This window comes from Paracoccus sp. SCN 68-21 (genome assembly GCF_001724535.1).
In the GTDB taxonomy this organism is placed as follows: domain Bacteria; phylum Pseudomonadota; class Alphaproteobacteria; order Rhodobacterales; family Rhodobacteraceae; genus Paracoccus; species Paracoccus hibiscisoli.
Genome location: NZ_MEES01000067.1, coordinates 24702 through 44790, shown reverse-complemented (window position 1 = coordinate 44790; position 20089 = coordinate 24702). Strand labels below are relative to the sequence as shown.

At 68.8% G+C, this 20089-nt stretch carries 20 protein-coding genes and 1 tRNA gene; 2 read left to right on the top strand and 19 right to left on the bottom strand.

The annotated features are described in order from the left end of the window. Positions 1 to 520 precede the first annotated feature (520 nt). The 14 genes from ABS73_RS15110 to ABS73_RS15045 form a co-directional block, all read right to left on the bottom strand. Positions 521 to 596, bottom strand: a tRNA-Phe gene (locus ABS73_RS15110). Positions 597 to 845: 249 nt separating this feature from the next. After that, positions 846 to 1007, bottom strand: coding sequence for a DNA gyrase inhibitor YacG (locus ABS73_RS15105; protein ID WP_136858302.1), 162 nt, complete (start codon positions 1005 to 1007; stop codon positions 846 to 848). Continuing rightward, on the bottom strand, positions 1007 to 2062 hold the full coding sequence (locus tag ABS73_RS15100) for a ribonuclease E/G (protein WP_277018210.1): 1056 nt from the start codon (positions 2060 to 2062) through the stop codon (positions 1007 to 1009). The genes ABS73_RS15105 and ABS73_RS15100 overlap by 1 nt, the downstream gene beginning before the upstream one ends. Next, complete coding sequence (locus ABS73_RS15095; RefSeq protein ID WP_277018209.1) at positions 2059 to 2658, bottom strand: Maf family protein; 600 nt, start codon at positions 2656 to 2658, stop codon at positions 2059 to 2061. Before ABS73_RS15095 ends, ABS73_RS15100 begins: the two co-directional genes overlap by 4 nt. Before the next feature lie 40 nt (positions 2659 to 2698). Then, complete coding sequence (gene infA / locus ABS73_RS15090) at positions 2699 to 2917, bottom strand: translation initiation factor IF-1 (protein ID WP_010397442.1); 219 nt, start codon at positions 2915 to 2917, stop codon at positions 2699 to 2701. 87 nt (positions 2918 to 3004) lie between these two features. After that, entirely contained in the window at positions 3005 to 3946 is a 942-nt protein-coding gene (locus tag ABS73_RS15085) for a FliM/FliN family flagellar motor switch protein (RefSeq protein ID WP_286693538.1), read from the bottom strand. A 216-nt stretch (positions 3947 to 4162) separates the two neighbouring features. Continuing rightward, positions 4163 to 6814, bottom strand: a complete 2652-nt coding sequence (locus tag ABS73_RS15080; protein ID WP_277020505.1) for a sensor histidine kinase — start codon at positions 6812 to 6814, stop codon at positions 4163 to 4165. Then, positions 6804 to 7079 (bottom strand): hypothetical protein, encoded by a 276-nt coding sequence (locus tag ABS73_RS15075; RefSeq protein WP_277020503.1) that lies wholly within the window; start codon positions 7077 to 7079, stop codon positions 6804 to 6806. Before ABS73_RS15075 ends, ABS73_RS15080 begins: the two co-directional genes overlap by 11 nt. Further along, positions 7079 to 7438: a response regulator transcription factor gene (locus ABS73_RS15070; RefSeq protein ID WP_277020500.1), complete on the bottom strand. Its 360-nt coding sequence runs from the start codon at positions 7436 to 7438 to the stop codon at positions 7079 to 7081. Before ABS73_RS15070 ends, ABS73_RS15075 begins: the two co-directional genes overlap by 1 nt. 102 nt (positions 7439 to 7540) lie before the next feature. Beyond that, positions 7541 to 8851, bottom strand: coding sequence for a helix-turn-helix transcriptional regulator (locus ABS73_RS15065; protein ID WP_286693537.1), 1311 nt, complete (start codon positions 8849 to 8851; stop codon positions 7541 to 7543). After that, complete coding sequence (locus tag ABS73_RS15060) at positions 8823 to 9668, bottom strand: ATP-binding protein (protein WP_277020498.1); 846 nt, start codon at positions 9666 to 9668, stop codon at positions 8823 to 8825. Before ABS73_RS15060 ends, ABS73_RS15065 begins: the two co-directional genes overlap by 29 nt. Then, the gene (gene tatC, locus ABS73_RS15055; protein WP_277020496.1) at positions 9665 to 10537 is read right to left on the bottom strand and encodes a twin-arginine translocase subunit TatC; all 873 of its coding nucleotides are present in this window, start codon (positions 10535 to 10537) and stop codon (positions 9665 to 9667) included. Before tatC ends, ABS73_RS15060 begins: the two co-directional genes overlap by 4 nt. A 1-nt stretch (position 10538) precedes the next feature. After that, entirely contained in the window at positions 10539 to 10994 is a 456-nt protein-coding gene (gene tatB, locus ABS73_RS15050) for a Sec-independent protein translocase protein TatB (RefSeq protein WP_136857480.1), read from the bottom strand. 21 nt (positions 10995 to 11015) lie between these two features. Next, positions 11016 to 11324 carry a twin-arginine translocase TatA/TatE family subunit gene (locus tag ABS73_RS15045; protein ID WP_277020491.1) on the bottom strand — a complete coding sequence of 103 codons (309 nt, stop codon included), beginning with the start codon at positions 11322 to 11324 and terminating at the stop codon, positions 11016 to 11018. Between the two features lie 150 nt (positions 11325 to 11474). Here ABS73_RS15045 and ABS73_RS15040 point away from each other — a divergent pair, with 150 nt between their 5' ends. Together ABS73_RS15040 and ABS73_RS15035 are read left to right on the top strand one after the other, a co-directional pair. Then, positions 11475 to 12095, top strand: a complete 621-nt coding sequence (locus tag ABS73_RS15040; RefSeq protein WP_136857481.1) for a MarC family protein — start codon at positions 11475 to 11477, stop codon at positions 12093 to 12095. After that, positions 12092 to 12664, top strand: a complete 573-nt coding sequence (locus ABS73_RS15035; RefSeq protein WP_277020487.1) for a retropepsin-like aspartic protease family protein — start codon at positions 12092 to 12094, stop codon at positions 12662 to 12664. Before ABS73_RS15040 ends, ABS73_RS15035 begins: the two co-directional genes overlap by 4 nt. On the opposite strand, the gene ABS73_RS15030 is transcribed toward ABS73_RS15035, so the two are convergent. The 5 genes from ABS73_RS15030 to ABS73_RS15010 form a co-directional block, all read right to left on the bottom strand. Next, positions 12661 to 13908, bottom strand: coding sequence for a Zn-dependent hydrolase (locus tag ABS73_RS15030; RefSeq protein ID WP_277020485.1), 1248 nt, complete (start codon positions 13906 to 13908; stop codon positions 12661 to 12663). The genes ABS73_RS15035 and ABS73_RS15030 overlap by 4 nt on opposite strands. A gap of 105 nt (positions 13909 to 14013) precedes the next feature. Next, positions 14014 to 16284, bottom strand: coding sequence for an FdhF/YdeP family oxidoreductase (locus ABS73_RS15025; RefSeq protein ID WP_277020481.1), 2271 nt, complete (start codon positions 16282 to 16284; stop codon positions 14014 to 14016). A 52-nt stretch (positions 16285 to 16336) separates the two neighbouring features. Next, positions 16337 to 18553: a xanthine dehydrogenase family protein molybdopterin-binding subunit gene (locus ABS73_RS15020; protein WP_277020478.1), complete on the bottom strand. Its 2217-nt coding sequence runs from the start codon at positions 18551 to 18553 to the stop codon at positions 16337 to 16339. Further along, positions 18550 to 19512 carry an FAD binding domain-containing protein gene (locus ABS73_RS15015; protein WP_277020475.1) on the bottom strand — a complete coding sequence of 321 codons (963 nt, stop codon included), beginning with the start codon at positions 19510 to 19512 and terminating at the stop codon, positions 18550 to 18552. The genes ABS73_RS15020 and ABS73_RS15015 overlap by 4 nt, the downstream gene beginning before the upstream one ends. After that, positions 19509 to 20033, bottom strand: a complete 525-nt coding sequence (locus ABS73_RS15010; protein ID WP_277020472.1) for a 2Fe-2S iron-sulfur cluster-binding protein — start codon at positions 20031 to 20033, stop codon at positions 19509 to 19511. The genes ABS73_RS15015 and ABS73_RS15010 overlap by 4 nt, the downstream gene beginning before the upstream one ends. Between the last annotated feature and the right edge of the window lie 56 nt (positions 20034 to 20089).

The following is a 20089-nucleotide window of genomic DNA, read 5'->3' as shown; positions in this document are numbered from 1 at the left end:
TAAAGGTGCTGACATGATTCATCCTTTCTGGGAGGATGAATCACAAGCAGACCCCTTTGGGAATCCCATGATTCCGGTTTTTGCAGAAACGCTTTAATTGCTCTTCTCTATAAGCAGCTCAAAGGAATCGCTTTCGTTGCGATGAGCAAGTGACGGGTTCTAGTAGATCATGATCATGCTGCTCGCCGAACGCGCCGATAAGGCATCACGCCATCAACGACTAGCGTTGCACGCCGTATGTTGATCTCAACGAGGAGACTCTCCGAGGTTCCGGACGCGCCTCTCCAAAGTGATCAGCGTCACCCCGCCGTCCGCAATCAAGCGGTCGTCGGACATTCATGCAGCCGAATTCAGATCGAATGAACTTCAGGAGACTCAGAAAGCGATCATCAGCGGCCCGCCTGCACTAGCAACGTCGTGCCAACTACCTTGGTGTCCCCAAAGTGTCCCCCGATTGCTATTCCGCAACGTGATCGAGCAGAGGCATAAGACTAATATATTGTTTTTACTTCATGAAAAGTGGTGCCCGGAGACGGATTTGAACCGCCGACACGCGGATTTTCAATCCGCTGCTCTACCAACTGAGCTATCCGGGCTCCGAACGGATACGATGCTCCGTGGATGCGCCGCTTTTACGAGGCGTCTTCAATGCTGTCCAGACCAAATCTTGAATTTTTGTGTCAGTTCCGCATTTTGACGGGCGCAGATGAAAGGCACGATCTGAGACGTCGCGATGCTGCCGCTTGTGCGAAAGGAACGCACAGGCAGGGCTGACTACGGAGGACTGCATGGGCTCGCCGGTCGCGATGGCGTGCGTCGATATCAGTAGGGGGCCAAGCCTCGCCTCAGGGACGGTCGGGGTCGTCGTCCGGCAGATCCTCCAACGGCGGGCCCGGGATCACGTAGGCGCCGCGCAGCCATTTCGCCAGATCGACATCCGCGCAGCGCTTGGAGCAGAACGGGCGATAGCGCGGGTCGCTGTCCTTGGAGCAGATCGGGCAGGCCATCAGGCCGCCCCGCTGGCTGCTGCCAGTCGCGCCAGCGGCACGCGGTCGCGCTTGCGCGTCAGCTCATAAAGGCCCATCGCGGTCCAGCCGACCAGCGTGGTCTCAGACCCGGCGCCGCGAAACGCGGCCTGCAGGACCTGATCCAGCGTGGCGCGATCCCGCTTGGGCATGGGGGCGAAATCGATCACGATCTGACCGCCCAGACCCCGCAGCGCCAGTTGGCGCGGCAGCTCGCGGGCCAACGCGATGTTCGCCTTGAGACCCGCAGCCAGAGAGGTGTCGTTGCCGGTGTTCACATCCACGGCCACCAGGGCGCGCGTCGCCTCGATGAAGGCATCCCCGCTGCCCGGCAGCGAAATCCGCGGCGACAGCAGCGCATCGACCGCCTCCAGCACACCGCAGCGATCGAAGCTGTCCTCGCCCTCCTCGACCGCGTCGGGGGCGGGGTCGGCCCAGTCCATCCAGGCCTGCTCCCAGGGCGTAGGCGCGTCCAGCAGCAGTTCGGGCGCGCCCGTCGTCTCGGCGCAGACGCGGTCGGTCAGCTGGATCAGCTCGGCCAGCTCATCGCGGATGTCGCCGTCCTCGGCGTCCAGCCCCGCGCTGCGCATGATCAGCCCATAGGGACGATCCTCCAGTAGGGCCCGGCCAAGGGACGCCAGTTCGTCGCGGCGATCCTCGTCGCGGATGCTGCGCGAGACGTTGACCCCCGGCGCCCCCGGCGTGACCAGCGCGTGGCGGCCGCGAAACAGCAGGCGCGTGGACAGGGGCAGCGCCTTGCCGTCCTCGGCCACGCCCGCGATCTGGACCAGCAAGGGCTTGCCCTCCGAGACGCCCTTGCGGTCGCGCAGATAGCCGGTCTGGCCCTCGGGCAGGCGCAGAAAGACGCCGCCCTGCCCCTTCATGAAACGGTCGGTCGCCGCGCGGCAGATCGCGCCCGGCGGCAGCGCGGTCAACGGATCGCTGGCGACCAGCAGATCGACCAGCTGGCCATCCTGCATCAGGGCGGCGGCTTCGAGGCCGAACAGATGCCCCAGAACGACTTGGCGACCCTTCATGGGGCGTTTCCTTTCGGGGTAGGGTGAATGCCGATCGCGGCCAGCATCGCCGCGGTCTCGGACAGCGGCAATCCGACCACGGCCGAGAACGACCCCTGCAACCAGGGGATGAAGGCGGCAGCAGACCCCTGAATGGCATAGCCGCCGGCCTTGCCCTGCCAGTCGCCCGCATCCAGAAACCGCTCCAGCGCGGCATCGTCGATCGAGCGCATGCGCACGCGCGTCTCGACCAGGCGCAGCGCGGTGCGCGGCCCGTGACGCAGCGCGATGGCGGTCAGCACGACATGGCGGCGGCCCGACATCAGCCGCATGAAGGACGCGGCCTCGGCCCGGTCGGCGGGCTTGCCCAGGATGCGGCGTCCGACGGCGACCGTCGTGTCCGCCGTCAGCAGCGCCTCATCCGGCGCCAGATCCAGCGCGGCGGCCTTTTCCGAGGCCATGCGGCGGACGTAATCGCGGGGCGGTTCGGCCTTGCGGGGGGTCTCGTCGATATCAGCGGGGCGCAGGGCGTCGGGCACGATCCCGATCTGGGCCAGCAGTTCCAGCCTCCGGGGGCTGGCCGAACCCAGGATCAGCCTGGGGCGTGTCTGGGCCATGATGCGGCCTCCGGTGGTGTCGGCCGTCCCGGGGGACGGCTTATTTGAAGCGGTAATTGATCCGCCCCTTGGTCAGGTCATAGGTGTTCATTTCCACCTGCACCTTGTCGCCAGCCAGAACACGGATGCGGTTCTTGCGCATCTTTCCTGCCATATGTGCGATGATCTCATGGCCGTTTTCAAGCTCGACCCGGAATGTCGCATTGGGCAGGAGTTCCTTCACGACGCCGGGGAATTCGAGCATTTCTTCCTTGGCCATGGTCACTCCGTCCTTAACATCCCGCAAGATTCGGGACCGCCGTTACATGCGACCAGAATGCCGGGAATTCAAGGAAAAAGCGTCCGCTCACCCGTTCAGCGCCGTCAGGTCACCGCCAAAGGCAAAGCCGCCGCCGGCATCCGTGTCCTGCGCAGTGCGAAACGGGTCGGGTTGCGACAGGTCGGCAGGCACCAGCGCCGCACCCAGGGCCATGCCCATCCCCATGACCGGCATGCCCATCGCGGGGGACGCGTCGTCGGTCGCGGCCTGCGCCGGATCGCGCAGGCGGATCGCGTGGCAGCCCTCGGCCTCTCCGAACTTGCCGGTGGCCAGGACCTGGCCGTCCTGCGTCTCCAGCGTGGCATTCGTCAGGCTGGTGCGCGGCAGGGTCAGCAGCCGCCCCTCCAGGAAACCGCGCAGTTCGGCCAGCGTCACGCGCTTGCGGCACAGCACCCCGGTGACGGCGATCGGCGCGTCCTGCATCGGCTCGGCCAGGCTGGGGCGCGGCAGGACCGGAGGCGGTGGCGGCGCCGGAACAGGCGCCGGGGCGGGTTCGGCACGCGGTTGCGACCCGGCCGCCGGTTGCGGCAGCGCCAGCAGAACGCGCCCCTCACGGGCCTCCGCACCGCCCATGGCCAGCTCAAAGGACAGGCTGCGGAAGGGCCTGTCGTCCAGCATCAGCGACAGCGGTCGCGGGTCGTCCAGATGGGTCAGGAAGCGGTATCCGCCGATGGCGTCGAACCCCTCGACGCCCGTCATCTCGACCGGCAGTTCGGTCAGCAGCGCATTGATGAAATCGGCACAAAGCAGCGCGTCGCTGCGCGTCGGGCGGCGGCGTTCCAGGCTGCGATTGGTCACCCGGCCCAGGGCCTGCCATTCCACCAGCGACGCGACCGCCTGCGGACACAGCGCGATGGCGCCCAGCAGGTCGCCCGGCCCCTGCAGCACCGCGACCAGCGGCAGCTCGGGCAGCATCTCGGGCAATTCGGCCAAGGTCAGCGCACCGGGGCGCACCGACAGGGCGCGCACCGGCAGCTGATACAGCCGGTCGGCGGCGCGCCCGATGGCGGTAGCGGCGGCCCGCGCGGGCGTGGGCGGCCCTGCCCCAACCGGACCTGCGCGCGCGCCTGCAGCATGCGGCGCAAAACGCCCGGTCCTTGGTTGTTGGGGTCTGCCTGGGTCATGTCACGTCCGAATCACGCTGTCGCTGCCCGTCCAAAATGACCCGTCTGGGTTGAGAAACCGTTAATCCGGCACAGAACCCGACGGCGGACGCGCCGGCAACTGGATGCGGAACGCGGCCCCGCCCTGGCCGGGCAGATAGCTGATCTCTCCGCCCAGGGTCAGCATGATCTCGCGGCAGATGGCCAGGCCCAGGCCCGCGCCGCCCGCCCGCGCAGGGTCGTTCAGCCGGGCAAACTTCTCGAAGATCAGTGACTGGCGGCCGCTGTCGATGCCGCTGCCATTGTCGACGATGTCGATCACCGCGCCGCCGGATTCGGGGCGGCGGACGCGGATGATCAGCACCGGATGGGCGGCATCGCAGTACTTGCGCGCATTGCTGATCACATTGATCAGCACCTGCAGCAGGCGGTCGGCATCGGTGATCACGCCCAGATGTTCCGCAGGCAGATCGCGGTCGATCAGGAACCCGCGTTCGGGCCGCGTGGCCGAGGCCGCCGTCAGCGCCCGCCCGATCAGGTCATGCAGGTTCGCCACTGTCACCGTCAGCTGCGCGCGCCCGCTTTCCAGCACCGACAGGTCCAGAAGGTCGTCCAGCAGGCGGGTCAGGCGCCCGGCCTCGTCATGGATGATGCCCGCGAAACGGCCGCGTTCCTCGGGCGTCAGGGACGGGTCCTTGAGGATCTCGGAAAACGCCCGGACCGAAGTCATGGGCGTGCGCAATTCGTGGCTGATCTGGCCCAGGAATGCGTCCTTTTGCACCGACAGCGCGGTCAGCTTGTCATTGGCCTGGCGCAGCTGGCGGGCGGTGCGGGTCAACTCGGCCTGGGCGGCCTCCAGGCGCTGCGTCTCCTCCTTGGCGCGCTGCGCCTCATCCGCGACCTGCAGAAGGTCGGCCACGGTCAGCGCGACGCCCCCCGCCACGCGGTCGATCATCGCATGCGCCGTGGCCGACCCGATGGAGCCCGCCAGCCGCCGTTCCAGCCGGGTCAGGAAACGCGGGGTCAGGTCGGGCAGATAGCCGGTCTTGCCCTGCGCCCGCGCCTCGGCCTGGAAATAGCGCAGGGCGGCGTCCGGCCCCCAGACCCGGCGCGCCATCGCCAGCAGCGGCTCGGCCCGGTCATCGGCGCGCAGCATGCGGCTGTGGCGGATGGGTTCGACCGCCGAGACGAAGGACAGGCCCTGCAACCGTTCAACGGGATCGGGAAAGCCAAAGATCGACATGCCGACAAAGGCCAGCGTGTTCAGCGACAGCGACAGCGCCACCGCCGCCGTCCAGGGGTCCACCCCCGCAGGCACCGGCAGATCGCCCCCCACGCCCACTGAGGGCAGAAAGATCAGCGCCATCCACAGGACCAGCCCCGACCCGATCCCGGCATAGGCGCCCTTGCGGTTCGCGCCCCGCCACAGCAGCCCGCCCAGCATCGCGGGCAGCACCTGCGCCATGCCGGTGAAGGCCACCAGGCCCATCGCCGCCAGCGCCGCCGCCCCGCCCGAGGCCTCGTGATAGACCCAGCCCGCGGCGACCACCGCCAGGATCGCCATGCGCCGCGCGTTGAGGACAAAGCCGCGCAGATCGTCGGTCTCATCGGGGGCGGGAATGCGGCGCAGGGCCAGCCAGGCGGGGACCAGCCAATGGTTCGACACCATCGTGGCGACCGCGATGGCGCACATCACCACCATCGACGTCGCCGCCGAGAACCCGCCCAGAAACACCAGCAGCGCCAGCATGTCCTGACCCGCCGCGGCAGGCAGGGTCAGCACGTAAAGGTCGGGGTCCGACCCTGCGGGCAGCAATTCGCGCCCCATCACCGCGATGGGCAGCACGAACAGCGACATGATGAACAGATAGGCCGGGAAGGCCCAGCCCGCGACATGCAGGCGTTCCTCGTCGGCGGCCTCGACCACCATCACCTGGAACATGCGCGGCAGGGTCAGGATGGCGGCCGCCGATACCAGGATCAGCGCCGTCCAGCGGTCAGGCCTAAGCAGCCAGCCCTCGGCCACAGTGGGGTCGGCGGCGGTGCGGGCGATGCGGTCCAGCATGTCGCCCGGCCCGTCGGCCAGCCCCCAGACCACAAAGACGCCCAGGGCGACAAAGGCCAGCAGCTTGACCACCGCCTCCAGCGCGATGGCGGTGACGACACCGTGGTGGCGCTCGTCCGCGGCCAGGTTGCGGGTGCCGAACAGGATGGTGAACAGCGCCAGCCCCGCCGCGACCCACAGCGCCGTGCCGCCCATCGCGCCCGTGTCGGGACCGTTCGGCGCGTTGGTCGCGAAGACCTCGAAGGACAGGCGCACCGATTGCAGCTGCAGCGCGATATAGGGGGTCGAGGCGATGACCGCGATCAGCGTCACGATGGCCGCCAGCCGGTTCGATTTGCCGAACCGGGCCGAGATCAGGTCCGCAACCGAGGTGACATGGTGCATCCGCGCCACCCGCACCAGCCGCCGCAGCCCCCACCAGGCGGCGGTAAAGACCAGCGTCGGCCCCAGATAAATCGTGGCGAATTCCAGCCCCGACCGCGACGCGTAGCCCACCGCGCCGTAAAACGTCCAGGCCGAGCAATAGACCGACAGCGACAGCGTATAGACCAGCGGGTGATCCAGCCAGCGCACATGCCCCCGCGCCGCCGCCCGGTCGGCGGCATAGGCCACCCCGAACATCAGCGCGACATAGGCCAGACAGGTCGCCAGCAGCGCCTCAAAGGGCATCGGGGTCCTCCGGCGGGGTGTCGGCGCGCAACGTCGCGGCCTCGGCCCGCAACAGGGCGCGGTGCAGCGCCCAGACCGCGACGATCAGCACCGCCCACAGCCCGAACAGCCAGACCGCCCCCCCCGCATAGGACAGCACGCCCGGCATCCACCAGATCGGCACCAGCAGCAGCAGCATGGTCACGACAGGCAGCACCCGCGCCGCGTCCCCCAACCGGCGACGGTGGAACGAGGCGCGCTCCAGGAACAGCGGGCGGTCGGGCATCAGGCCAGCATCCGGCGCACCATCGCGCGCAGATCGTCATTCTCGAACGGTTTGGCCAGCACGGCATCGGCCTGCGCGCCCAGATCGGGCACCTGGCCGCGCGCGGTCAGCATAAGCACCGGGGTCGCAGCCAGCGACGGGTCGCCCGCGCCGCGCAGATCCTCCAGGATCTCGGCGCCCGAGCGGTTGGGCAGCATCATGTCCAGGATCACCAGGCGCGGGCGGGCGGCCTGGATCGCCTCGATCCCACCCGCCCCGTCGGCATGCAGATCGACCTGCCATCCCTCGCGCGACAGGATAAAGCGCACCGCCTCGGCGATGTTGGGTTCGTCCTCGATCATCAGGATATCCAGTTGCATCCGCCGCCCCCCCCTTGCGGCCCGGCTAGGCGGGCCGGACAGTGGCGCGGATCATGGGCCAGATCACGGTGCCGTGTCAAAGCCCCGTTTCAGCCCACTGCCCTAGCCCGCGGGTCCGCCCTGCGGCACCAGGATCGACGGCTCGCGCCGCGCGGGACAGGCCGTGCGCGGACAGATCCGGCAGGCCGGCCCGATGGGCAGCGCATCGGCGGGCACCGGCCCGTCCGCCGGCAGGATCAGCATCAGCGCATCGGTCAAGAGCGGCCCGCCCACGCCCAGGGGCTGACGGCGCTGCGCATAGGACAGCGTGCGGAACAGCCGCCCGTCCGGCGTCACCACCAGACGCGCCAGCGCCACCTGCGGCACCGCCAGCGCATGATACAGCGGCCACAGCGCACAGCTGTCGCCCGGTCGCGGCAGCGCGAATCCCTGTGCCGCGCGGCGCATGGTCAGCGCCCCCGATCCGTCACAGACCAGCAGGCCCGCGCCCTCGAACCCGGTGGGGCGCAGATCGGCCAGACGACGCATCACCAGATCCAGCGGCAGCCCAAGCCGCGCTGACAGGCGCACGGGGTCGGGCGGGCTGCCCGCAGCGGGCAGCGCCTCGGTCAGGTGACGGTCCGGCAGGGCGGCGCGATCGGCCTGCATGTGGCGCAGCACATCCGCCGCCATCGCCCGCGCCGCATCCGAGGTCAGATCGCCCGGATCAGGCGCCTCGGCGCCCTGCGCGGCCATCCAGGCCTCGACCTCCTCCTGTGGGGTCGAGGCGTTGCCATCGGCCTCGAAGCTGTCCAGATAGGCGACCAAGGCCTGCGCGGTCAGCGACAGGCGCTGGCTGTCCTGATGCAGGTTCGCGTGAAAGCGCCGCCGCCAGTCGGGGGAAATCTCTCCGTCCTCGACCAGGATCGCCGCGGTGGAGCGCACCGAGGTCACCGCCGACAGCACCTCATGCAGGGTGGTCAGCAGATAGGGGTCCTGGGTCATGCGGTCGGACAGGTCGACCAGCTGACGTTCCAGCCCGCCGCCGCGCCGCGCATGCGCGATCAACAGCGCGGCCCAGCCCGGAAAGCGGGCCAGGAATTCGGTGATCTGATCCAGCTCTGCCACGGTGCCTGCAGCAACGGGATGGGCCGCGGCCTCCCGCAGGGCGGCGATGCGGATCTCTTCGCGGCCCTCGGCCAGCTCATCGGCGGGCACGTCCAGCTCATCGGCCAGGCGGGCGATCAGTTCCGGGCTGACAGGACGGCGGTTGTGTTCGATCAGGTTCAGATAGGCAGGCGAAATGCCCACCGCCCGCGCCACATCCGCCTGTCGCCGGGAAACCGCCAGACGGCGTTCCCTGATCCGCGTCCCCGTCAGGACATTCGCGCCCCCCGACACCGCCTCAGACCGCCAGGCCGTGCCGACCCGCAAGGTCGGTGAAGAACTGCCACGCCACCCGGCCCGAGCGCGCGCCCCGCGTCGCCTGCCATTCGATGGCCTCCGCGCGCAGCGTGTCGGGGTCGATGCGCAGCCCATGGGCCGCGCAATAGCTGTCGATCATCGCCAGGAACTGGTCCTGGTCGCAGGGGTGAAAGCCCAGCCACAGCCCGAAGCGGTCGGACAGCGACACCTTTTCCTCGACCGCCTCTCCGGGGTGGATGGCGGTGGCGCGCTCGTTGTCGATCATGTCGCGCGGCATCAGGTGGCGCCGGTTCGACGTGGCATACAGGATCACATTGGCGGGCCGCCCGCTGATGCCGCCATCCAGCACGGCCTTCAGCGACTTGTACTGCGTGTCGTCATGGCTGAAGGACAGATCGTCCGAGAACAGCAGAAAACGCCGGTCGGGGACCGCGCCCAGCATGGCCAGCAACCGCCCCACGCTGGCCAGATCGTCGCGGGCGATCTCGACCAGGGTCAGCGGCAGGCCCTGGGCCACGGCCTCGGCATGCACGGCCTTGACCAGTGACGACTTGCCCATGCCCCGCGCGCCCCACAGCAGCGCATTGTTGGCCGCATGGCCGCGCGCGAATTGCAGCGTGTTCTCCAGCAGGGTGCGGCGCGAGCGGTCGATGCCGATCAGCTGGTCCAGCGGCACGCCAGCCACCTGCGGCACTGGCACCAGACGGTCGGGATCGGGCTGCCAGACAAAGGCATCCGCCTGGTCAAAGCGCGGCGCAGGGTGTGGCGGAGGGGCCAGCCGGTCCAGCGCATCGGCGATCCTGTCGAGGGCTGCGGCACCGGTCATCGGGCCGGTTCCTCGTCGTCGTCATCCTCGACCCACAGACCCTGGGCGCGCAGCTCGGCCTCGCGGCGCCGCTCAATGCGGGCGACCAGCTGGATCGAGATCTCGTAGAGGCCATAGATCACCACGAACAGCACCACCTGAGAGATGACGTCGGGCGGGGTCGCGACCGCCGCCAGCACCAGGATCGCCAGCACCGCATAGCGCCGCACCGATCCCAGCCCCGCGGCCGAGACCAGCCCGGCCCGGCCCATCAGCGTCAGCAGCACCGGCAGCTGAAAGCTGATGCCAAAGGCCAGGATGAACTTGGTCGTCAGCTTCAGGTATTCGTCGACCGATCCCTGAAAGACGATCGCCGCCAGCGGGTTGTCCACCGGGGCCGTGGCCACGTCGTCGGGCAGTTGCAGCGGTCCCTGCTGAAAGCCCAGGAAAAAATCATAGGCCATCGGCAGGATGACGTAGAAGGCAAAGGACGCCCCGATGAAGAACATCACCGGAGAGGCGACCAGAAACGGCAGGAACGCCGCCTTTTCGTTGCGATAAAGGCCCGGCGCCACGAAACGCCACATCTGGTAGGCGATCACCGGAAAGGCCAGCACGAACCCGCCCAGGAACGAGATCCGCACCGCGACAAAGAACCCCTCCTGCAGCTTCAGCAGGATCAGGCCGCATTCCTGGCCCCGATCCTCCAATGCGGAACAGATGGGCTGGGTCAGGAAATTGTAGATCGGGTTCCAGACCGTATAGCACAGCACCATCGCCACGATGAAGGCCAGCAGCGACCAGATGATGCGCGTGCGCAGCTCGGCCAGATGCTCGATCAGCGGGGCAGAGCTGTCGTCTATGGGGTCGGGCTTGGGCGTGCTGGCCAACTCAGTCGTCTTTCATATCGCTGCGGCGCACCGCATGCAGGCGCCGGGCCGGGCCGTCGGCGGAGGCATCGGACGCCACCGCATCCGGGGCCACGACCGGGGTCGCCTGAGGTTCGGGTGCCGCAGGATCGGGGGTCGCGGCGGGCGCGGCCGCTTTGGGTTCGGGCCGCTTGGGGTCCCATTTCTCGAACTTCTGGGTGGCGCGGTCCAGCGCGTCCAGCCCAAGCGATTTCTTGGATGTCATGTTGCGCACGTCGCGCAGCGACTTGGCGGCGTCATCCAGACCGGAATCCTTGGCCGCATCCTCCATCGCGGATGAGAATTCGCGGGCCATGCCGCGGGCGCGTGCCGTGATCCGGCCTAGCGTGTGGAACAGATGCGGCAGGTCCTTGGGACCCACCACGATCAATGCCACGATGCCGATCAGCAGCAGTTCGGTCCAGCCGATGTCCAGCATGGGGACCCTGCCTTTCCGGGCTTACGTGCGGTCGCGGGTCTGGGGGCCGGGCACGGTGGAACCGGGCGCGGGCTGACTGGACACGGGCTGGCCGGGCGCCGTGTGGGGCGTGACGTCGCGCGCCGCCTCTCCGGGGACCTGGCGGGGATGGTCGCGGTTGACGTCTGCGGCGGTCTCGATGTCGTCCGAGCTGTCCTTGACGCCCCGCTTGAAGGCGGTGATGCCCTTGCCCACTTCGCCCATCAGCGACGAGATCTTGCCCCGTCCGAACAGGACCAGAACGACGACCGCGATCAGAAGAAGGCCGGGAAGGCCGATGTTGTTCAGCATGAGAAACTCCCTGGCGGGATGGTACGGCCCACCCGCACAAGATATTTAAGCCCTGACCGCCGGAATGCAAACCCCCATTCCCCTACCCGGCAGCACCCCGCCACCTCACGGACGGCTTGGCAGCGCCCGACGGGCGGGCGATAAGGGGGCATGGACATGGCCACCTACATCACCGCTTTCGTCACGCTGTTCGTGGTCATCGACCCGATCGGCCTTGCCCCCATCTTCATCGCGCTGACCCCCGATCAGACGGGCGCGCAGCGCCGCCGCATCGGTGCGCGGTCGCTGGTGATCGCCGCGATCCTGCTGACGCTGTTCGGGCTGACGGGCGACGCGATCCTGTCGGGCATCGGCATCTCGATCTCGGCCTTCCGCATCGCGGGGGGCCTGCTTTTGTTCCTGACCGCGCTGGACATGCTGTTCGAGCGCCGCACCGAACGCCGCGAGGGCCAGGCCGAGGGAGAGAACCCTGCCCACGACCCGTCGGTCTTTCCGCTGGCCATGCCGCTTCTGGCCGGGCCGGGCGCGCTGGCCACGATGATCCTGCTGGTCGGAGAGAATCAGGGCGCGGCCCATGTGGTGATGGTCCATGTGATGATGCTGGCCGTGCTGGCCATCTGCATGGTGCTGTTCGCGCTGGCCACGCCCCTGGCCCGCGCCCTGGGACGGACCGGCACGATGGTGGTCACGCGGCTTCTGGGGATGCTGCTGGCGGCGCTGTCGGTGCAGTTCGTGATCGACGGGCTGCGCGGATCGGGCCTGTTCGGATGAGCCCGGACCAGATCGCGCGACTGGCCTTTTACGTGCTGCTGCTGGTGGTGATCGGCGGCGCGATGCTGTTCGAATTGTCGGGCCGCGGTGGGCGGGCGCTCCGCGCGCTGCTTTTGTGGGCGGTGATCATCGCCGGGCTGGCCTTCGGCTATGACTGGTGGCAGCAGATCTATGCCCCGCGCCAGCAGGTGCTGGAGAACGGCGCCCGGATCGAGATCCCGGTGGGCCGCGGCGGCCATTTCCACCTGGAGGCCGTGCTGAACGGCACGCCGGTCGATTTCATCGTCGATACCGGTGCGACCAGCGTCGCCCTGTCGCGCCGCGACGCGCAGGCCATCGGGCTGGAGCTGGACGCGCTGCGCTTCAGCGGGCTGGCCGTGACGGCCAATGGTCGCGTGGCCACCGCGCCGGTGACCATCGCGGAATTCGCCATCGGCGATGCGGTCGACCGCGACGTGCGCGCGGTGGTGATCGACAGCGAATTGCAGGACAGCCTGCTGGGCATGTCCTATCTGCGCCGCTTTGCGCGCGTCAGCTTTGAGGGCGACCTGCTGATCCTGGAACGCTAGCCCGGCGTCGCGCCCGACATCTGTCGGATGGTGGCAAAGATCACGTCCGTTCCGCGCGCGATCTGGGCATAGTCGGTCCATTCCTCGGGGGCGTGCGACACTCCGCCTTTGCTGGGCACAAAGATCAGGCCCGTGGGCGCGAAATCCGCCATGATCATCGCGTCATGGCCCGCGCCGCTGACCATCACCCGATGCGACACGCCCAAGGCATCGGCCTGCGCCGACAGGGCCGCGCCGATCTGTCCCGACAGCGGCGTGGGCGCGGCATAAAGCTGACGTTCGACCGTGCAGGTCAGGCCGTTGCCCTGCGCATGGGCGACCGTGCCCTCGACCATCTGGATCAGGCGCAGCACGTCCTCCTCGGCCGGGGCGCGCAGATCGACGGTGAAGGTCACCAGATCGGGGATCACGTTGGCGCCGCCCGGCAGGACCTCGATCCGGCCCACGGTCAGCACCGCATCGCGCCCCGTCTGACGCGCCAGATCGGGCAGCTGCGACAGGATCGCCACCGCCCCGGTCAGCGCATCGCGGCGCTGATCCATGGGCGTCGTGCCCGCATGGCCCGCCCGCCCCCGCACCGTCACGCGCAGCTGCGCCAGACCCACGATGCGGTCGACGATGGCGATGTCGCGGCCCTCGGCCTCAAGGACCGGGCCCTGTTCGATATGCAGCTCCAGAAAGGCGTGGACCGATCCGGGGGCACGCGCCGCCTGCCCCGCCTGCGCGGGGTCGAGGCCATAGGCCGCCATCGCCTGCGCCGCCGACACGCCGTTATCGTCGCGCAGCTCGTCCAGCGTGGCAGGGTCCAGCTGCCCGGTCAGCAGGCGAGAGCCGAACAGACCGCCGCCGAAACGGGTGCCCTCCTCCTCGATCAGGGCTGCGACCTCGATCGGGCGGTCGGGGCGCAGGCCCAGTTCGCGGAACAGGAATGCCGTCTCGATCGCCGCCACCACGCCCGCCGGGCCGTCGAAGCGCCCGCCATGAGGCACCGAATCCAGATGCGAGCCGACCAGGATAGGGGCCAGATCGGGCTGCCGCCCTTCGATCCGACCAAAGATGTTGCCGACGGCATCCTCATGCACCGACAGGCCCGCCTCGCGCATCCGCGCGATGGTGAAATCGGCGGCGGCGCGGTATTCGGGGCTGTAGGTCAGCCGCGTGGTCCCCTGCCCCGGCGTGGCGTTGCACAGGTCCAGCCCCTCGATCATCGCCTCGATCCGGCGCGCATTCGCGTAACCCGTCATCTGCCTGTCCCCCTGTTTCGCGCGCACCATCCGGCGGGAATGCTGGGCGGTCAACGGGTTGCGGGACAGGCGGCGGTCCGGGTGTGGCCGCCGGGTGTCACCCCTTCAGGCCAGACGCACCGGAATGCCCTTGGCCGCAGGCGTGTCCGAGGCCAGATCCCCCCGCGACAGCGGCGACAGCGGGTTCAGCTCGGGGAAATACCCCGCCAGACAGCCCCGCGGCAGATCATAGGGGACAACGCGCAACCCCTCGACCCGGCGCGCGACGCCGTCATCCGCCGCACCGTCCAGCGCGATGCGCTGTTCGGGGTCCAGGCCCTCGGCGGCCATGTCCTCGGGGGACATCATGACCAGCATCCGGTCGCCCTCGATCCCTCGCAGGCGGTCGGACATGCCATAGACGGTGGTGTTGAACTGATCGTTCGACCGCAGCGTCATCAGGCGATAAACGCCCGCCCGTTCGCCCAGGCCCGTCGCGTCCAGATCGGCGGGGCAAGTGAACTGCGCCCGCCCGCTCTCGGTTTGCCAGTCGCGGTTGCGCGCCGGGTTGTCGCGATAGAACCCGCCGGGTTCGGTCATCCGCGCCTCGAAATCGCGGAAATCATCCGGATAGACGGCCTCGATCAGCGTCCGGATGCGGGCATAATCGCCCGCCCAGCTGTCCCAGGGCATCTTGGGGTTCGGGGACAGCGTCGCCTGCGCCAGCCGGGCCACGATGGCGGTCTCAGACATCAGATGCGGGCTGGCGGGCGTCCGCTTGCCGATCGAGCCGTGGATGTGGCTGAAGCTGTCCTCGACCGTCACCTGCTGGTTGGTGCCGGACTGGATGTCCTGCTCCGCGCGCACCAGACAGGGCAAGATCCAGGACGACCGCCCCGGCATCAGATGCGTGCGGTTCAAACGCGTGGCGACATGCACGGTCAGCGGCATCGCGCGCCAGGCGGCGGCAACGCGGTCGGTGTCGGGCACCGCGCGCGCCAGATTGCCGCCCAGGCCCAGGAAACCCTGCGCCCGCCCCTCCAGCAGCGCCTCGACAAAGGCGGTGGTGTTCCACCCCTCCTCCATCGGCGGCTCGATCCCGAACAGGTCGCGCAGGCGGTCGTTGGGGACCAGTTCGGGCTTTTCGGTGATGCCCACGGTGCGCTGGCCCTGGACGTTGGAATGGCCGCGCACCGGGCTGCAGCCGGCGCCCTTGCGGCCGATATTGCCGCGCAGCAGCAGCAGGTTGACCAGCGCGCCGATGGCGTCCGAGCCGTGGACATGCTGCGTCAGGCCCATGCCATAGACGCCGATCACCGCTTTGGACCGGGCATAGATCGCGCCGATCCCCTCCATCGCGTCGCGGGTCAGGCCGCTGACCCGCTCAAGGTCGGCCCAGTCCGTCGCGTCGACCCAGTCCATCCAGTCCTGCACCCCGTGGCAATGCGCCTCCAGAAAGGCGTAGTCCAGCACCCCGCCTTCCGCGCGCTCCAGCGCCAGCACGTGTTTCGCGATGCCGGTCAGGGCGGCGATGTCGCCGCCGGTGCGGACCTGCAGATAGCGGTCGGCGATCTCCGTCGGGGCGCCGACGGTCATCTGCCAGACGCTCTGGGGGCTGGCGAATTCGATCAGGCCTTTTTCGCGCAGCGGGTTGATCGCCACGATGCAGCAGCCGCGCTTGGCCGCCTCCTGCAGAGGGTGCAGCATGCGCGGGCTGTTGGTGCCGGGGTTCTGGCCGACACTGATGATCATGTCGCAATGCTCGAAATCCTCCAGCACGCAGGTGCCGACCGGAGAGCCTACGACCTCCTTGAGCCCGACCGAGGTCGTCTCATGGCACATGTTCGAGCTGTCGGGCAGGTTCACGTGACCATAGGCCCGCGCATACAGCGCATAGAGGAACGACGCCTCCAGCCCCGCCTTGCCCGATGCGTAGAACGTCACCGCCTTGGGGTCCAGCGCCTGCAATTCCTGGCCGATGGCGGCAAAGGCCTCGTCCCAGGTCGTCTCCAGATAGCGGTCGCTGGCCGCGTCATAGCGCAGCGGATGGGTCAGGCGGCCCGCCATCTCCAGATCGTATTCCGACCAAGTCGACAGCTCAGTGACCGTGCGGTCCAGGAAGAAATCCGGCCCGCAGCGTTCCGAAGTCAGGTCCCACAGCGTGGCCTTGGCCCCGTTCTCGCAGAACTCGACCACATGGGGTTTGAGCGGCTTGCCCCAGGCGCAGGACACGCACATCAGCCCGCCCGGCTTGTTCTGACGCCGCAGCGTCTCCAGCGCGCCGGGACCGGGGCGGGCGGCGCGGGCGACCTGGGCCATGCCCTTGGCCGAACCCCAGCCCCCCACCGGGCCGTCATATGTCATCGGATCGGGGGTCGTGGTCAGGTCGTCGGACATGGGGCAGGCTCCTGTCTGGGGCCGGGGGCGGTGCCGCCCCCGGCGGGGTGGGTCACGCCGCAGGGGCGAAGGGGTCCGGCAGATGCTCCAGCAGCCGGTCGGGGGTCATCGGGAAATCGCGCAGCCGGACACCGCAGGCGTTGTAGATCGCGTTGGCCACCGCCCCCGCCGCGCCGCAGATGCCCAGTTCGCCCACGCCCTTGGCCTGGATGGGAGAGGCATGGGGGTCACGCTCCTCCAGCAGGATCACCTCCATCGGAGGAATGTCGGCATGGACCGGGACGTGGTATTCGGCCAGATCGTGGTTCACCAGATGGCCATCGCGGCTGTCAAACGCCAACGCCTCGGTCAGGGCGCTGCCGATGCCCCATACCATGCCGCCCAAGCATTGCGACCGCGCCGTTTTGGCGTTCAGCACCCGGCCAAAGCCAAAGGCGCCGGTCATGCGGCGGATGCGCGTCTCTCCGGTAAAGGCGTTGACGGCGACCTCGCAAAAGAACGCGCCATAGGTGGACTGGTTGACCTTTTCCATCAGATCGCCCGGCTCGATCTTGCCGGTGCGGGTCAGGTCTTCGGTCAGAAGGTCGGTCACGGGGCGCGGGTCCACGCCCTCGGCCCAGGCCTTGCCGTCCTGCAGCAGAAGATCATCGGCGGAACAGCCGACCGCCTGCGCCAGCGTGGCCCGGATCGCCTCGCAGGCGCGGAACACCGCCGACCCGGTCGACGATGCGCCCCAGCTGCCGCCCGACCCTGCCCCGGAGGGCAGGCGACTGTCGCCCAGCTGCACGGTGGTGCGGTCGATCGGCTGGCCCAGCATCTCGGCCGCGATCTGGCCCAGCACGGCATAGCTGCCGGTGCCGATATCAGTGTGGTCGGTTTCCACGACCACATGGCCGTCGGCGGTCAGGGTCACGCGGGCCTCGGCCTTGGCCAGGATGTTCACGCGGGCGGCGGAGGCGACGCCATGGCCGATCCACCACTCCCCCTCGCGGCGCGCGCAAGGGGTGGCGCTGCGGTGGTCCCAGCCAAAGGCCGCGGCACCGGCATCCAGCGCCTCGACCAGACGGCGCGAGGAATAGGGCGTGCCCTCTCCGGGGACCTCCTCGGGCAGGTTCCGCTTGCGCAACTCGACCGGATCGATGCCCGCAGCCTCGGCCAGCTCGTCCATGGCGACCTCAAGGGCCTGCATGCCCACCGCCTCGCCGGGCGCGCGGACGGAACCGGCGGTCAGGCGGGTGATGTCGGATTTGCGCACCGCCAGCAGGCGGTTCTCTCCGGCATAAAGGAACTCGGACGCCTGCGTCACCGGTTCCGAGAAATCCTCTCCGGGCAGGTTCGACACCAGCGCCTCATGGGCAAAGGCGGTCAGACGACCATCAGGGCCACAACCCAGACGGATGCGCTGTTCGGTTTCGGAGCGGCGCATGATCGACTGGAACACCTGTTGGCGGCTCATGACGACGCGCACCGGGCGGCCCAGATCCTGCGCAGCCAGGGCGGCGGCGACCGCCTCGTGCGATATCCCCAGCTTGGAGCCGAAGCCCCCACCGACATAGGGCGACAGGATACGGACATGTTCGGGGTCGATGCCCAGGCTGTCCGCCAGTTCGGCCACGTTGAAGGACAGCATCTGCAGGCTGCCCCACAGGGTCAGGTCGCGGCCCTCCCATTCGGCGATGGCGGCATGCGGCTCCATCGCGGCGCTGGCATGGCCGGGGGTGGTGAACCACGCATCGACGACATGCGCCGCCTCGCGCAGGGCGCGGTCCAGATCGCCCGCCTCGACCGGGTCATCGGCGGGTTCGGCATTGTCGTCGGAGGGCATGAACCGCGCATCGCCTGACTGGTCCTCATAGTCGATGCGCAGCGCCTTGGCGGCCTCGGTCGCCTGCTCGAACGTCTCGGCCACGACCAGGGCCACCGGCTGCATCGGGAAATCGACGGTCGAGACGTCCTGCTCCGGCGCCTCTCCGGCGGTGCCCTGGGCCGCACGACGCAGCATGCGTTCGGACGAATAGACGCCCAGCACGCCAGGCATCGCCAGGACCGCATCGCGATGGATCGCGGTCACGCGGCCCTTGCTGATCGCGGCGCCGACCAGCACGCCCTCGGCGCAGCCGGGCCGCGCATATTCGGCCGCATAGGTGGCGGTGCCCGCGACCTTCAGCGGGCCTTCGGGCCGGTCCAGCCCCTTGCCGATCACGCCCTGGCGGGTGCGGTCCAGCATGTCGCGGGTGTCGGGGGTGTCATAGGTATCGCTCATGGTCATTCCCCCGTGGCTTCGGCCAGCGCGGCCGCAAGGGTGCGGCGGGTCAGCAGAATCTTGAAATCATTGTCGCCCTGGCCCTGTGCGTCTTCCAGCAGCAGATCCGCCGCCTTGTCGAACAGCGCGGCCGAGGGCCGTTCCCCGACCAGCAGTTTTTCCACCCGCTCATCGGTCCAGGGCTTGTGCGCGATGCTGCCAAAGGCCAACTGCGCCGCGTCAATGCGGCCCGCATCCATGCGGATGGCCGCCGCGACCGAGACCAGCGCAAAAGCATAGGACGACCGGTCGCGCACCTTGCGATACAGCTGCCGCCCTCCAAAGGGCGCGGGCAGGCGAATGGCGGTGATGACCTCTCCGGGCTTCAGCACGTTGTCGCGGGACGGATCGTCCTTGGGCAGGCGGTGGAAATCGCGCATCGCGATCTCTCGCGCGCCGTCCGGGCCTTCGGTCTCGACCGTGGCGCGCAGGGCCGAGAGGGCCACCGCCATGTCGCCGGGATAGGTGGCGATGCAGGCCTCGGACGCGCCCAGGATGGCATGGTTGCGGTTCACGCCCCCCTGCGCCGCGCAGCCGGTGCCCGGCTCGCGCTTGTTGCAGGGCGAATGGCCGTCCATGAAATAGCCGCATCGCGTGCGCTGGCACAGATTGCCGCCCATCGTCGCCTTGTTGCGCAGCTGCGGGCTGGCCCCGGCCAGAATGGCGCGCGACAGCAGGGGCCAGTCGGCCCGGATACGCGGATGCGCGGCACAGTCGGAATTGCTGACCAGCGCCCCGATGCGCAGCCCCGCCCCTTCGCGCGCGATGTCGCCCAGCCCGATGCGGTTGATGTCCAGCAGCGCGTCGGGGGTGGCGACCTCCAGCTTCATCAGGTCAAGCAGGTTCGTGCCGCCCGCGATCATCATGGCGGGGCTGCCCACGGCCTGCGACAGGTCATCGGCGCGGGTGTAATCGAACGCCTTCATTGCGCGGCCTCCGCATCCATCGCATCGCGGATCGCGGCCAGGATGTTGTCATAGGCCCCGCAGCGGCACAGGTTGCCGCTCATCCGTTCGCGGATCTCGGCATCGGCGATGGCGGGCTTGTCGGCGGGATCGGCGGTGACGGCACTAGGCCAGCCTGCGCGGATCTCCTCGATCATGGCGGTGGCGGAACAGATCTGGCCCGGCGTGCAATAGCCGCACTGAAACCCGTCATGCGCGACAAAGGCCGCCTGCAGCGCGGAAAGGGCGTCGGGCTGGCCCAGCCCCTCGATGGTGGTGACCTCGTCACCGTCATGCATGACGGCCAGGGTCAGGCAGGAATTGATGCGGCGGCCGTTGACGATGACCGTGCAGGCCCCGCACTGGCCGTGGTCGCAGCCCTTCTTGGTGCCGGTCAGGCGCAGGTCCAGACGCAGGACGTCCAGCAGGCTGCGGCGCGGATCGCCGCTGATGTCATGGGATTGGCCGTTGACGGTCAACCTGGCGGCGGGGCGTTGTGCCATTCGAGGGCTCCTTGGACCGCGTGCTTGGGTCCAAGGCAACGTGGCGCGGGCACGGC

Coding starts and splice junctions, on each gene's coding strand:
- ABS73_RS15040 (WP_136857481.1), top strand. CDS start 11,475: ATGGACATGGCCACCTACATCACCGCTTTCGTCACGCTGTTCGTGGTC.
- ABS73_RS15020 (WP_277020478.1), bottom strand. CDS start 18,553: ATGACCATGAGCGATACCTATGACACCCCCGACACCCGCGACATGCTG.
- infA (WP_010397442.1), bottom strand. CDS start 2,917: ATGGCCAAGGAAGAAATGCTCGAATTCCCCGGCGTCGTGAAGGAACTC.
- ABS73_RS15070 (WP_277020500.1), bottom strand. CDS start 7,438: ATGCAACTGGATATCCTGATGATCGAGGACGAACCCAACATCGCCGAG.
- ABS73_RS15075 (WP_277020503.1), bottom strand. CDS start 7,079: ATGCCCGACCGCCCGCTGTTCCTGGAGCGCGCCTCGTTCCACCGTCGC.
- ABS73_RS15025 (WP_277020481.1), bottom strand. CDS start 16,284: ATGTCCGACGACCTGACCACGACCCCCGATCCGATGACATATGACGGC.
- ABS73_RS15010 (WP_277020472.1), bottom strand. CDS start 20,033: ATGGCACAACGCCCCGCCGCCAGGTTGACCGTCAACGGCCAATCCCAT.
- ABS73_RS15100 (WP_277018210.1), bottom strand. CDS start 2,062: ATGAAGGGTCGCCAAGTCGTTCTGGGGCATCTGTTCGGCCTCGAAGCC.
- ABS73_RS15060 (WP_277020498.1), bottom strand. CDS start 9,668: ATGACCGGTGCCGCAGCCCTCGACAGGATCGCCGATGCGCTGGACCGG.
- ABS73_RS15030 (WP_277020485.1), bottom strand. CDS start 13,908: ATGACGGGTTACGCGAATGCGCGCCGGATCGAGGCGATGATCGAGGGG.
- ABS73_RS15080 (WP_277020505.1), bottom strand. CDS start 6,814: ATGCCCTTTGAGGCGCTGCTGGCGACCTGTCTGGCCTATGTCGCGCTG.
- ABS73_RS15045 (WP_277020491.1), bottom strand. CDS start 11,324: ATGCTGAACAACATCGGCCTTCCCGGCCTTCTTCTGATCGCGGTCGTC.
- ABS73_RS15035 (WP_277020487.1), top strand. CDS start 12,092: ATGAGCCCGGACCAGATCGCGCGACTGGCCTTTTACGTGCTGCTGCTG.
- tatB (WP_136857480.1), bottom strand. CDS start 10,994: ATGCTGGACATCGGCTGGACCGAACTGCTGCTGATCGGCATCGTGGCA.
- ABS73_RS15095 (WP_277018209.1), bottom strand. CDS start 2,658: ATGGCCCAGACACGCCCCAGGCTGATCCTGGGTTCGGCCAGCCCCCGG.
- ABS73_RS15015 (WP_277020475.1), bottom strand. CDS start 19,512: ATGAAGGCGTTCGATTACACCCGCGCCGATGACCTGTCGCAGGCCGTG.
- ABS73_RS15105 (WP_136858302.1), bottom strand. CDS start 1,007: ATGGCCTGCCCGATCTGCTCCAAGGACAGCGACCCGCGCTATCGCCCG.